The sequence below is a fragment of the Myxococcales bacterium genome (assembly GCA_022563535.1).
Lineage (GTDB): Bacteria > Myxococcota_A > UBA9160 > UBA9160 > UBA4427 > DUBZ01.
Genome location: JADFNE010000005.1, coordinates 65,668 through 78,684, shown reverse-complemented (window position 1 = coordinate 78,684; position 13,017 = coordinate 65,668). Strand labels below are relative to the sequence as shown.

Genomic DNA, 13,017 nt, shown 5'->3' with positions numbered 1-13,017 from the left:
TCTGTGTCTGAGAACCCAGTAGGCTCAGTCAACGAACTGGGAGAGGCCTAGCTACTTGTCGCCCTTTGCACTTTCGGTTGCGCTTGCGGGTGGTGTTCATCTGCTGCTGGGAAGCCTGTTGCTTCGCCGCTTTCACCCACGTCCGCTTTCCTCCCTGCCCTTCACGTCGGTGTACGCCGCCCAGATGCTCCTGTGGTTTGCGGGCTATCTGATTTTGCCACTGAACGCCGGACTCGAACAACTCGTCGGCCACTCGCTGCCCATTGGAGTCTTGATCTGGACGGGCACAGCAGTCGCCCTGGCAATTGCCGCGAGACGAAGCGAACACGAATCCTTTTTCGGACCCGGCATCGATCGCGAGGGGTTGATGCTCGCGCTCGGAGGCAGCGCCGCCGTGTTGAAGGTTGCCCTCGTCTACTCTTCGTCGTCGCACCTCGGAGCGCTGGGCCTCGACACCCATCAACACATCTACTGGACCGCACAGATTCTCGACGCCAACCATCTGCCACTCGTCGAGCGGGGCACCCGCATTCTGGCCCTCTACCCCAAAGCGTTTCACCTGCTGGCAGCCCAGTGGAGCGCAGCTGGCGCAATCGGACCGCTCGGGCCCTGGATCAAACTCATGCCGTTCCTTCAGGCATTTCTCCCGTGCATGGTCTTCGCGGAACTGATCCGGGCGCAGGCCAGCCGCGACGGCGTAGAGCCAGGTCGAAGCCGAATCCTCGCGGCGCTGCTGATCGGCGCCCTGCTGTTCTACAGCTTTGCGGTCAGTCGCATGATCTACCCGGAATACGATCTCGGTGGCACACCGCGCTTTGCTTCGGGTGCAGCCCTGATGTTCCCGTACCTCTTGTTCGTAGCCGGCGGGGCTCTGCAGAGCCCGACTCTGCGCTGGCTCTCATGGGCGATGCTTCCCGCCACAGCGCTGTTGCTGCTCGCATTGAATGCAGTCCTCGTGGTGCAATTGGCGGTGTTCGTCGTTCCGGTGTTGCTCATTTCGCGGGGCTTCTCTCGCGCTGCAGCGACACCTGTGCCGGCGCCGCGCGTTGCATTGCCCATCGCAAAGACCCTTGCAGTCGCAGTCGGTCTTCCGCTTGCCATCGCCCTTGGCGACCCGTGGATCGTGGCCCAGTGGAGCGCACAGCTCGGGGGACTGGGCCAGGGGTTCCTCGATCTCTTCGGCATCATGACCCCCGACCAGGCGGCATCACTCGGACTGCTCTCCAGCGACGAACTCGTCGTGGAAAAATTGCGACCCGTTCTCTACGCAGAATGGAGTGACGTGCTGCGCCTGTTCGCCTTTTCTCTCGCGAACGGCGCACGCGGCTGGCTTGGTGCGGGCTGGCGCTTCCCGTTCTTCGACGATCTATTCAGCGACCCCGGCCGCATCGCCGTGCACCTCGCCATCGGGATCAGCGTCGCCACGGCTTTGATTTCAATGCGAATTTCAATGCGAATTTCAATGCGCAAACATTCGCAAGAAAACATGCCGCAGCAAGCCCGCGCGGCCATGGGTTTGTGGCTCGGGATCGCACTCGGCGCGTCGTTTGGAGGCTTCGCACAGATCGCGGTAATACACTTCAGCGAAGGCCTCGCCCCAGGTCGCGGATACGAATTCGTTCTCCTGCGCGAATATTGCGAAATCGCGACCCGTCACGTCGGGCTGGTGGCCCAGGGGATGATCCTTCTCGCGAGCATTGGCTGGGTGATTGCCGCGATCCCTCGAAGCGCGAGAGTCGAAGCGTTCTTCGCCAAGACATGGATCACCCCGGGATTCGCCGCACTGGCCGCGATTCTCCCCTTCTTGCTTTACGGCCAGAGTGAATCCGTCGATCCGGCCAAGAGTTTCTGGGGGCCGGTGTCGTCGGCCGATCTCGCCGACTTGCGCGCCATCGAGTCTCACATCGATGATGCGGAAGGGGTGTTGGTGCCATCGAACACCTGGCGAATAGACGGGGAGAGCTGGATCATTCCTCAGGGTCCGACTGCGGGCGTCCTGCCTTTCACCACAAAGCGAGTGCTATTCAACAGCCGACTCGGGGCGGGGGTCAGATTCAATTGGCGAGATCTCGCTGGCTTCTGTCGGGGGACGAACCGGGACCGCGCGCAGTTCCTGACCAGCAACGACGTGCGTTGGTTTTTGTTGAAGGGGAAGGACTCCGGTTCGAAGTCTGCGCATCGCAAGTTTCGCATGTGCAAACTCAAACTCTCGGAAATGGGAGTAGCCCATCCTCCCGCATACCAACACGGAAATCTATCGCTCTACAGAATCGACCCCGCGTCGATCGGCCAACCGCCCTCAATTTAGGAGCCTGCCTGGTTGTTGGAGATGCGCATTCGCAGGTCGATCTGGACGGCCGCCAGAATTTCGCGGACTCCCTGGCGGTTGGTCTTGGTTACGGGTGGCGGAGCCGAGCCGGAAAACGCGTCGCGCAGGGGTTCACGAAACCACCCGAAGAGGGTGTCGGGGAGCGACTCGAGGGGAAACCAGCGCAGATCGAGCGTTTCCCAATTGGTCTGGAACGCCCCGCCTACTTGTCGACACAGAAAAATCTTGGCCGTATGAGGTCGAAAGCCGGTGCGCACGTAGTCACCCACGTATCGATCGACTTCGACAATGAGGCCCGTCTCCTCTCGGACTTCGCGACACACTGCGGCTTCCGCGGTCTCGCCTTCCTCGATCTTTCCGCCCGGGAGTTCCCACCCCTGTAGATCACGCCTCACCGCGAGCAGGATGCCGTCGTCGCCGTGCACGATCGCCTGGGCCACCACGAGATGCTTTTGCATCCGCGGCAGGACGAGTCCCCACCAACCGATCTTGGTGTAGGTAAAGACCGCGCCGAGTAAACTCCATGCGACGCGGAACACGGCTTCAGCCGACGATCTTGTTCAGGGGGGACTCGATAATGCCGCGGGCTCCCGCCTCGACGAGCCTTGGCAGAAGTTCGCGAACCAGGTGTTCTTCGACCACGGTGCTCACGTCGACCCAGTTTTGATCGGCCAAAGTCGACACCGTTGGAGTATTGAGCGCGGGCAGCAGGGCCAACACCTGATCGAGTTTGTCCCGGGGAACATTCATCGCGAGACCGACCCGAGAGGCGGCTGCAATTGCGCCGTTGAGCAACAGCGTGAGGCGTTCCAGCTTGCCCCGCACCCACTCGTTTTCGAGGGACTGTTTGCAGGCGATCAGCCGCGGAGTGCTTTCAAAAATCGTATCGATCACCTTGAGACGGTTCGCACGCAGACTCGATCCCGTCTCGGTGACGTCCACGATCGCGTCGGCGAGAATCGGCGGCTTGACTTCAGTCGCGCCCCAGGAAAATTCGACCTTGGCTTCGATGTTCTTCGCGGCCAGGTACCGCTTGGTCATTCCGACCACTTCTGAGGCAATCCGTTTTCCCTGCAGGTCCTCGGGCTTCTCGAACTTCGAGCCCTCTTTTACCGCCAGGATCCAGCGCACCGGAACGTAGTTGGGCCAGGGTGCCTCGAGGTCGGCGATTTCTTCGACATCGGCACCCGATTCGATCACCCAGTCGGCGCCGGTAATCGCACAATCCATCACCCCCTGTTCGACATAGCGCGCCATCTCCTGGGGGCGAATCAGAATGCACTCGATCTCGGGATCGTCGATTTCGGGATAGTACGAGCGGCTCGCAACGCGAACCGAAAACCCGGCCAGGGCAAGCAGCTTGAAGGTGGTCTCTTCGAGACTGCCCTTGGGCAATCCGATACGAAGCTTCTTCTGGCTGCGATCGGCAAAAGTCTTGTCGCTCATTTCTTGTAGACCTTTTCGGGATCGAAAACCTTGACCCCTACGTCGATGAACGTGTCCCCGTCGAGCTTGCGGAAAAAACAATTGCGACGGCCGGTGTGGCAGGCCGCTCCGCCGATCTGCTCGACCTGCATCAACACCGCATCTCCGTCGCAATCAATATAGAGCGACTTGAGCTTCTGCGTGTTGCCGCTCTCCTCACCCTTGCGCCAAAGCTTCTTGCGGCTGCGGCTCCAATACACCACGGAGCCCGTCTCGACGGTGAGTCGGAACGATTCTTCGTTCATGAAGGCCACCATGAGGATCTCTCCGCTGGAGTGATCCTGGGCGATTGCGGTGACGAGGCCATCGTTTTTGGCGAAGTCGAGTTGGTTGAGTATTTCCATGGGGGGGCGAGGCTACCGGGAAGTGGAGAGGCCCGCTAGCAGCCAGCTTTGGGGTGTCATTTTATTTGTGCGGGGGCGCCAGAATCGGCGAGGGGGTCCCTTGGCAGGAGAGTCGGGGCGGAAGGGCTGCTGCTATGGTGGGTCGGTGGATAGGAAAGGTGTCTCTGTGTTGCAGCGAACCGATCGGATTTCGATTGCTGTCGAGGACCTCGGCCGCGCGCAGAAGGAAATGATGCAGGTTCTCGGCCGCAGTCCCGCGTGGGTGGGGGGCTACCCCGGTGACGAAACCGCGTGTGTGTTGTTCCGGCTCGACAATGTATGCATCGAACTGCTCTCCCCGCTGGGTGACACCGCCACTTGCAACGCGTTGCGAGTGCAGATCGAAGCACGCGGCGGCGGCTTGCACGCGCTGCATCTGGCAAGTGACGACCTCGCGGCCACGGTCGAGGAGTTGCGCGATCACGGGCTCAATCCGAGCGAACCTGTGGAAGGACTCACGAAAGACGAACCGTCCGGCGCATTTCGACGCTTCCTCCAAAGCGTTCTCGACCCCGCCGAGTCCGCCGGCGTGCGAATCCACCTTGTCGAGTGGCTCTCCGCACCGGAAGAGTTGCCGCCATCGCTAGCGATTGACGGCGAGCGAGCCGCTGTCATGGGCGGAGACCACGTGGTGATCTTCAGCGGGGATGCAGAGCGCGCGATCGACCTCTACGGAACCAAGCTCGGAATTCGGCTGGCGCTGGACCGAACATTCGAAAAGCGAAAAACACGGATCTTGTTCTTCCGACTCGGCCACTTCACCATCGAAATCGGCACCCCGCTCGGCAATCAGACAGACGAACCCGCGAAAGGCGATCGACTCTGGGGACTGGCGTATCGCGTAGATGACATCGACGCCGCATCCGAACGCATCGCAAAGGCGGGACTCGAGGTCAGTGAAATTCGCGAGGGACACAAGGCCGGGACCCGGGTATGTACGCTGAAGAGCAAACCGGCGGGAGTGGCGACGCTGATCATTCAGCAGGAGCTTCATGAATAATCCGGGCTAGAGCGGACCCGATACTGCGAGAGCGACGCGCAACGCTCTCAGCGCTTCGGGATCTTCCGCTCGGGTGAGCACCCGCTCCTGTCGCTTCGGCTTGCCTTTCTTCTCCCGAACCGCAGCACTTCTGCCCTTCTTGTCTGGGACGTCGCGCCGATGTTCGGTCAAGACGCCTCTGTGCAGGAGCAGGTCGACCGCATTCGAGAAGGTGGTGGTGTTGGCGGCTTCGCGACGGCGCACATTGCCGATGATCGAGGCCCCTTCGAAGGCCTCCGAGACTCGATCGTAGAACTCCGCCCGGGTGACGACGGTTTCTAGCTGCGCGGCCACGTCGCAGGAGAGATCGTAAACATCTACGACGCTCCGAGTCTGCTCTGCAAGATTTTCGAAGACGGGGCGGCCCGCGCCCGTGGTCGACCAGACATCGTCATTGTGGGTGATCCAACCCCGCTCCACGAAATGCCCCAGGAATGCCTCGCACTGAGACGCCGACACTTCGGTCTCTGGAGAATAGAACTCTTGATAGAAGAGCTTCTGCCACTGAACCAGGTCCCGGCGCAGTGCGTCTCCGTCTGCCCCGGTCAGCAATCGCCGGGCGAGAAAACTGGGCGTTGCCAGAAAATGGGCGACCGCGTTGCGATAGAGATCGAGCGCCGTGCGACGGGATTCGTCGAAATAGAGAATCTCGCCCCCCGAATCTTCGCGACTCTTCAGCAGATCGTTTCGCAGCAAGAACGAGATCGACTCCTCGAACGACTTTTGGTCCGCGAGCAATGCCCGGGTCATGCGGGTCTTCTGCAACTTGAGCAGGTCGACGATGACGCGAATGTGTTCAACGAGTTCAACTCGTCGCACGCCGCGATGCGGTGAACCCATGACCGCACACGCGGAGACCGAGGTTGCATTGGCGACGAAGGACCAATTGATCTGCTCGACAATCCGCCAGCCCAGGGCCTCGATGACATCCCGCTTCTCGGCTTCGATTTCCCGATCCTCGGGGCCGGACTGCCGATAGACTTCGCGCCGATCGCCCAGGACGTCGGCCAACGAGATGGGTTCGCCAAAACACACGTGCACGCTGCCAAAGCGACGCTCGAGATATTTACGCGCACGTACCAGATTGAGCACACTTTCTTTGGTCTTGGTCCCGCCGGACAGTTCGTCGAGAATGGAACTCTCTTCCACCAATCGTTCGTACGTGATCGCCACCGGGATGAAGACGAGGTCGTGTTGGTGACTGTCGATGAAGGCGTCGACGTCCCAGGTCAACATGCCCAGACGCGGCGGCAGCGTCTTTCCCGTCCGCGAACGCCCCCCCTCGATGAAAAACTCCTGGGTGAACCCCTCGCGCACCAGATAACCCACGTAGGAGCGAAAGATCTCCTTGTACAGCGCATCATCGAACGTGCGCCGCATGAAGAAAGCGCCGACCCGGCGAAAGATGAAGCCAAACGGACCGAAGGCCATATTCTCCCGCGCCGCGATGTGGGGCGGAAGCATGAATTTGCCGTAGAGCATCACCGATAGAATCAGGAAATCGAAATACGATCGATGGCTGGGCACCAGTACCACCGGACGCTGCCTGGCGTTATCTACGACCTTCTCGAAACCGTAGATCTCGATGGAAGTAAACATGCGACGGAAGAGCCAGCTCACGATCGAGTTCATCGCCGCGAGCACAGTTGAATTCATCGAAGCCGCGATTTCGGAGAAGATCTTTTCCGCGTCCGCCTGCACCCGCTCGGCGGACCAACTGCGATCGATCGCGCGCTGCAGCATTGCGTCCCTCACAGCGGAGTCGGCCAGGACTTCGCGCTGGACGCGATAGCGGGGGCGCAGGGTCGGTCCTTCGACGACCTTTTCTTCGCGGAACAAGTAAATCAAAATCGAACGCCTGACCTTGCGTGCCAGCAGGGCCGGGCCTTCTGCGCGGTGACTTTCAATGAACCCCTGGAGATCGACCGCCTCGCCGATCTTTACCGACAGACTGCGATACGTCGCGAGAAACGAACTGACCTTGGCGATGTCCGAAGGACGAGAGAGTGCACCGTAGGACAGGTTCAAAAAACGGCTCTCGGCCCGGGGGCCCTTGCGCCAAAACAAGGCCACCGGCACGACGTAGACCGGGCGATCCGTGTCCCAAACCGCCTGGACCACTTCCTGGAGCAGATTCAATTCATGGGTTTTCTGGGCGCCCTTACGCCCGCGCAAAAAACTCTTGAGACGTTCGGTGCGCAGAAACAAGAACTGCGACTGTCCGCCCAGGGCCAGACGGCGAGCGTGTTGGCGATCGGACTGGCGCCGATCTTTTCCCGTGCGCCCCCGTTCCCGGTTGAACGATGCCCGCAGCGCGATCCACAGCTTTCCGAAATAGTGGAAGTTGATCCCGTTGGCGAAGGCTGAGAGCCGCAGGCCTTCACGGGCGAACAGGGTGTTGAGCAAGAAGTAGTCGAGCCGACTCGAGTAGCGCATCACGTATACGACCGCGCCGCGGTTTTCCATCTCCCGCAGTTGCTCGACCTTTGCAGCATCCAGCTCGAAATGGCGGAAGTAGCGCCGTGCGAACCAGCGCACGAACAGATTGAAGCCGGGCACCATCGCCGTAAAGGGATCGCGACCCGACGACCGCTCGTCCGTTCCGTCTGGAGGTTTCGAGTCTCCCACTTCGATGATTTCTCGTTCTGCCATTTTTTCCCGTAATTCAGATCGCCGCAGTTCGAAATGCCGCACTTCAACCGCACACTTCAGATCGATCCGTGCGCGATCAGCTGGCTTCGGAGGTGCTACCGCGACGCGGCCCCGGCGTCTCCGACAAAGAGTACCGTTCGCAGGCGCGCGAACGAGCGAAATCCGAGTCCGCGGTACAAGTTCAGCGCGGCTTCGTTCCCCTCGACGACCGCCAATTGAACGTGATCTGCGCCAGCATCGAGGGCCTCGCGCACAAGCCCGGCCATGGCTGCAGCCGCAAGTCCCTGACGGCGCATTTCGGGCCAGGTGAAGACCCCCTGGACCAGCCAACCCTCGCTGCGGCGAACGTCCGCATAGCCGACGAAGGCCAGGCGCCCCCCGATCTCGATGACACGAGCTCGCTCGAGCCGCCCGCGCACCCAGCGTTCAAATCCCACGGGATCGCGCTCCCCGGGATCCGGCCGCTTCTCTTCGCGCAGACTCGCCCTTGCGGCGTAGACCAGCTCGTCGAGATCGCTTTCGACCGCCTGGCGCAACACCGCACCCTCGGGCAGGGAAGTTCGCTCGAGTTCTCCCGCTCCAATCGAGAAAGCGATCTCGTAGCGATCGATCAATGTCCTGCGTCCTGTGGATTCGAGCAGATCCCAAAGATCGGTGACCACGCTGTCGAGGCTCTTCAGCAGCCCGGTCTCGATCGAGCTGAAGAACGGAAGAAAGGCTCGCAGAGCCGGCCGCGCCAGGTGCGCATCGAACAGCAAGGTCGGCCGCAGCGAAGCCACGCCGACCACTTTGGCCCCAAGCCACGCCACGAGCACGACGGGCACGGTTTCCGGCGCGGTCGCTTGATCGGAATCGCGGTCGATCAGGTCGAGCAACTGAAGATTGAGCCGCGGATCGGCTCGCAGATAGGTGAGCACCTGCTCTCGGTCCCGTGAGGCGAGGAAACCCGCCTTCGGAGTCGATTCAGCGCGAGTGTTGCGAGAAAACACGGCTTCGCTCAGTCAAGGACGACGAGAACGTCGGCTTCCGCGATGGCAACTCGACCGGCCACTCGTGTTTCCACCTGCACCTGCATTCCTCTTCCTCCGGCGCCCATTCATCGCGTCTGAGATCAGACCCACTGCAATCATGCACGGCGAATTCACCCGGGGCAAGGCGATTGCACAGCGAGTTTGCAGTAGCGCTCAAGCTGGCTGCTAGAGTCTGCGGCCCGGAGGACCACTGTGCTCGAAACAGTCAGCCAAGGATTCAAAACCGCGACAGAACGATTGCGCGGAATTCGCGAGCTCTCGGATGAGAATATCGCGGATTCGCTCGCGGACGTCCGACGCTCACTGCTCGAAGCCGACGTCGATTTCCAGGTCGCCAAAGATTTCCTGGAACGTGTAAAACAGCGCGCCCTCGGCGAAAAAGTAAAGACCTACGCCCGAGAACGCGGGGGACGCAAGCTCAAGGTCTCTACGGGCCAACATTTTGTCGGCATCTGTAAAGAAGAACTCGTCAACCTGATGGGGCCGGTCGAGACCGAGCTGGCCCGCAAGGACGGCGCCATCTCGATCATGTTGGTCGGACTCCAGGGCGTCGGCAAGACGACCATCGCGGCCAAGCTCGCCAAGTATCTCAAAAACCAGGGCCGGAAGCCCCTGTTGGTCGCCGCGGATATCTATCGACCCGCCGCGGTCGATCAGCTCAAGACCCTGGGCGAATCCATCGAGATTCCCGTGCACACCGGAAGCGTTGGTCAGTTGCCAGCGGAGATCTGTCGCGAGGCAAAGGAGCGGGCCAGGCGCGACGGCCGCAACGCGATCATCTACGACACCGCAGGTCGACTGGCCGCAGACGAAGATCTGATGAACGAACTGCAACAGATCGACGCCGCTGTCGCCCCGGCCAACACCCTGCTGGTCTGCGATGCACTGATGGGCCGCGACGCCGTCAGCCACGCCGAAGCCTTCAGCGCGAAACTCCAGATCGACGGCATCTGCATGACCAAGCTCGACGGCGATGCCCGGGGTGGGGCAGCGCTGTCGGTCAAGGCGGTCACGGGAATCTCGATCAAGTTCCTGGGCACCGGCGAGACACTGGACCGCCTCGAAGAGTTTCGCCCCGAAGGCCTCGCGTCACGCATCCTCGGAATGGGGGACATCGTCGGCCTGGTCAAGGATTTCGAAGAGGTCGTCGACGAAAAACAGGCCGAGGAAGACGCCGAGCGGATCCTCAAGGGCCAGTTCACCCTGGAAGATCTCATTTCCCAACTCCAGACCCTCCAGAAAATGGGACCGGTCAAAGAAATTTTCGCGCGCATGCCCGGCATGGGCGGAATGGCGGAGCAGGTCGATGAAGGAGAGCTGGTCAAGGTCAAAGCCATGGTCGGCTCGATGACCCCCGGCGAACGACAGGTTCCCTCGCTGATCAACAAGAGTCGAACCACGCGCATCGCGGCGGGCAGCGGCCGCAAACCCAAGGAAGTCACCGATCTGCTCAAGCGCTTCGAGCAGATGAAGGGAATGATGGCGATGCTCGGGCAGCAGAGTGGCCTGATGGGAAAGCTCACGGGCGGGATGCCGGGCATGGGAGGCGGAATGCCGAGCCTGCCCGGTGTGGGCGGAATGCCCGGCTTCGATCCGATGGCAATGTTGGGTGGGGGAGCAAGCCCCATCGGCCGCACCAAGCGACGGACCTCCACCGCGGATCGCAAGAAAAAGCAGAAACAAGCGAAAAAGTCGCGCCGAAAAGGGCGCAAGAAGTAATCAATTGAGCGAGAACCCTGGAACTCGCGCACAGAAGGGTTAGAAGTATCAGCGCGCTGCGCCATCAAATTTAATGAGAACCCCCACCGCCCCCCCGGGATCAACTCTCTTGTTGTGTATTCAATTTCCAACTGAAGTTGCCGATTGGTGAGGGACCGATGACGCGATTCCTTCGCACGTTTCACTTTGTAATTGTGGTCGCAGTGATGGCAGTCGCGATGACCGGGGCCACGGTTGCGACGTGCACCGAGCTTTCCAGCCCCATCGTGTTGCCGCGCCCTCCCGAACTCGCCGACGACATCCAATTCTGGGTCCGGGTCTACTCCGAGGTCACGACCGGGAGCGGTCTGATCCACGACTCCCGGCATCTCGGTGTCGTCTACGAAGTGGCGAAGATCCCCAGCGGCCTCAGCGGGCGGGCAAGGGAACGCTGGAGCGACAAGATCAAAGCTGGCTACCGCAAGATTCTCATCAGCTTGTCCAAGGGCAAGCGCACTGGACTCACTGCCGAGGAAGCCCGGGTGTTGTCACTCTGGCCCCGCGGCGTGAGCAACAAGGAACTGCGCGCGGCCAGGAACCGGCTGCGCTTTCAGCTCGGACAGGCGGACAAATTTCGCGCTGGGATCGTGCGATCTGGCCGTTGGAAGAGCCATATCGAGCAGGTCTTCAAAGCTCACGGCCTGCCGCTGGAACTCACCGCCCTGCCCCACGTAGAGTCATCGTTTACCCCCTGGGCCTACTCCCGGGTCGGTGCGGCCGGCCTGTGGCAGTTCACGCGTTCGACGGGACGGCGGTTCCTCAGAATTGATCACGTAATCGATGAACGCCTCGACCCGTTCCGAGCCACGGTCGCCGCGGCCCGCCTGCTCGCCCAGAACCGCAAAGTGACGGGCAGCTGGCCATTGGCCATCACGGCCTACAACCACGGCGCCTCCGGAATGCGCCGGGCTGCGCGCAAGCTCGGCACCAAAGACATCGTCGCGATCAACCGCAACTACAAGAGCCGAACCTTTGGTTTCGCCTCACGAAATTTTTACGTTGAACTGTTGGCTGCATCCGAGGTGAGTTCGAACTTCCAGCAATACTTCGGGCCGCTCGAACTCGACGCACCCATCGACTACGCGTCCTTCGAGGTGCCCTTTTACACGACGCCGGCCGCGTTGTGTAGCGCGCTCGGAATTGAGCGTTCAACCCTCGAAACTTCCAATCCATCTCTGCGACCGGCGGTGTGGCGGGGCGCAAAATACATTCCGCGACACTTTCCCCTGCGCGTTCCCCAAAGCCTACTCGCCCGCCCGGTCGAACTCGCTCTCGAATCGATCCCGGACACCCAACGTCACGCTGCACAGACGAAAGACCTGGACTACCGGGTACGCCGGGGCGACACCCTTTCGACGATCGCCCGAAGGTTCCGGGTCAGCGTCAGCCAGTTGGTCGCGATCAACGGTTTGCGCAGTCGCCACAAGATTCGAGTGGGCCAAAAACTCAAGCTTCCCGACAACGGACGAACTGTTCGCCACGCGATGGCGAATCAATCTTCGCGCCCGCCGGCGAGAGCCGAGGTACCTGCATCGGGCCAGTACACGGTCCGGCGCGGCGATACGGTGTCGCGAATCGCCAGCCGCTTTGGCCTGAACGAGTTGGACATCCTCGACGCCAATCACCTGCGCAACCGCAATCGTATCTACCCCGGTCAAACGCTGAATTTGCGCAAATCCCCGGCGAAGTCGGTGATGGCGGCAGCGACCACCGGGCCGCATCCCGACGCGATCGCGACCCTGTCCAATCCGCCCAAGCGCCCCGCCGAAGCGCTCGAACCCATGCAGGGCGGCGTGCTCGTTGCGACCGCTGAAGACCCGGCGCTGAGCGAATTGACCGAGCTGCTCGCCGACCCGAGTGAATACGGCGTGGCGAACGACGATACGATCGAGGTCCAGGGAGCCGAAACTCTCGGACACTACGCCGAATGGCTGAACATCCGAGCGAGTCGTCTACGGCGCATCAACGACATTCCCTACGGTCGCGCAATTGCGATCGGCCAGCGGATCGCAATCGACTTGAGCCAGACCGAAAGGGAAACATTCGAAGCGCGGCGACAGAACTACCACCGCTCCATTCAGGAAGCCTTCTTCGAACGCTATGAGATCGAGGGAACGCGAACCCACATTGCGCGCAGAGGCGATTCGGTTTGGAAGCTTGCGGAGAAGGACTACCGCATCCCGCTTTGGCTGCTGCGACAGTACAACCCGGACCTCGACTTTGCGTCGCTGCAGAAGGGAACCCCAATCATGGTTCCCGAGTTGAAGCAGCGCGAGAGTTGGGTGGCGGGGAAATCGTCCACGTAGTACGACAGCGTAGTCCGGGAACGGGTACGGACGG

Annotated in this window: 9 protein-coding genes; 4 read left to right on the top strand and 5 right to left on the bottom strand. The window is 61.1% G+C overall.

All coding sequences use genetic code 11. From position 1 onward, the window contains the following. Positions 1–55 precede the first annotated feature (55 nt). Entirely contained in the window at positions 56–2,308 is a 2,253-nt protein-coding gene (locus IH881_03080; GenBank protein MCH7866653.1) for a hypothetical protein, read from the top strand. On the opposite strand, the gene IH881_03075 is transcribed toward IH881_03080, so the two are convergent. The 3 genes from IH881_03075 to hisI all read right to left on the bottom strand — a co-directional run bounded on the left by IH881_03075 (position 2,305) and on the right by hisI (position 4,158). Then, positions 2,305–2,787 carry an NUDIX hydrolase gene (locus IH881_03075; GenBank protein ID MCH7866652.1) on the bottom strand — a complete coding sequence of 161 codons (483 nt, stop codon included), beginning with the start codon at positions 2,785–2,787 and terminating at the stop codon, positions 2,305–2,307. The two genes, IH881_03080 and IH881_03075, sit on opposite strands and share 4 nt — an antisense overlap. 85 nt (positions 2,788–2,872) lie before the next feature. Then, positions 2,873–3,775 carry an ATP phosphoribosyltransferase gene (locus tag IH881_03070; GenBank protein MCH7866651.1) on the bottom strand — a complete coding sequence of 301 codons (903 nt, stop codon included), beginning with the start codon at positions 3,773–3,775 and terminating at the stop codon, positions 2,873–2,875. Then, the gene (gene hisI / locus IH881_03065; GenBank protein MCH7866650.1) at positions 3,772–4,158 is read right to left on the bottom strand and encodes a phosphoribosyl-AMP cyclohydrolase; all 387 of its coding nucleotides are present in this window, start codon (positions 4,156–4,158) and stop codon (positions 3,772–3,774) included. Before hisI ends, IH881_03070 begins: the two co-directional genes overlap by 4 nt. 166 nt (positions 4,159–4,324) lie before the next feature. On the opposite strand from hisI, the gene IH881_03060 reads away from it, so the two are divergent. After that, complete coding sequence (locus IH881_03060) at positions 4,325–5,197, top strand: VOC family protein (protein ID MCH7866649.1); 873 nt, start codon at positions 4,325–4,327, stop codon at positions 5,195–5,197. Between the two features lie 6 nt (positions 5,198–5,203). Here the strand turns inward: IH881_03060 and IH881_03055 are convergent, their stop codons facing one another. Both IH881_03055 and IH881_03050 read right to left on the bottom strand, forming a co-directional pair. Continuing rightward, positions 5,204–7,888: a 1-acyl-sn-glycerol-3-phosphate acyltransferase gene (locus IH881_03055; GenBank protein MCH7866648.1), complete on the bottom strand. Its 2,685-nt coding sequence runs from the start codon at positions 7,886–7,888 to the stop codon at positions 5,204–5,206. Between the two features lie 95 nt (positions 7,889–7,983). After that, entirely contained in the window at positions 7,984–8,877 is an 894-nt protein-coding gene (locus IH881_03050) for a GNAT family N-acetyltransferase (protein ID MCH7866647.1), read from the bottom strand. Between the two features lie 234 nt (positions 8,878–9,111). Between IH881_03050 and ffh the strand changes: the two genes are divergently transcribed. Continuing rightward, complete coding sequence (gene ffh / locus IH881_03045; protein MCH7866646.1) at positions 9,112–10,638, top strand: signal recognition particle protein; 1,527 nt, start codon at positions 9,112–9,114, stop codon at positions 10,636–10,638. A 158-nt stretch (positions 10,639–10,796) separates the two neighbouring features. After that, positions 10,797–12,983, top strand: a complete 2,187-nt coding sequence (locus tag IH881_03040; protein MCH7866645.1) for a LysM peptidoglycan-binding domain-containing protein — start codon at positions 10,797–10,799, stop codon at positions 12,981–12,983. Positions 12,984–13,017: the final 34 nt, after the last annotated feature.

Excerpts from the sequence above, each read along its gene's own strand:
- IH881_03075 (MCH7866652.1), bottom strand. The coding sequence starts at position 2,787 with ATGCAAAAGCATCTCGTGGTGGCCCAGGCGATCGTGCACGGCGACGAC.
- IH881_03070 (MCH7866651.1), bottom strand. The coding sequence starts at position 3,775 with ATGAGCGACAAGACTTTTGCCGATCGCAGCCAGAAGAAGCTTCGTATC.
- hisI (MCH7866650.1), bottom strand. The coding sequence starts at position 4,158 with ATGGAAATACTCAACCAACTCGACTTCGCCAAAAACGATGGCCTCGTC.
- IH881_03055 (MCH7866648.1), bottom strand. The coding sequence starts at position 7,888 with ATGGCAGAACGAGAAATCATCGAAGTGGGAGACTCGAAACCTCCAGAC.
- IH881_03040 (MCH7866645.1), top strand. The coding sequence starts at position 10,797 with ATGACGCGATTCCTTCGCACGTTTCACTTTGTAATTGTGGTCGCAGTG.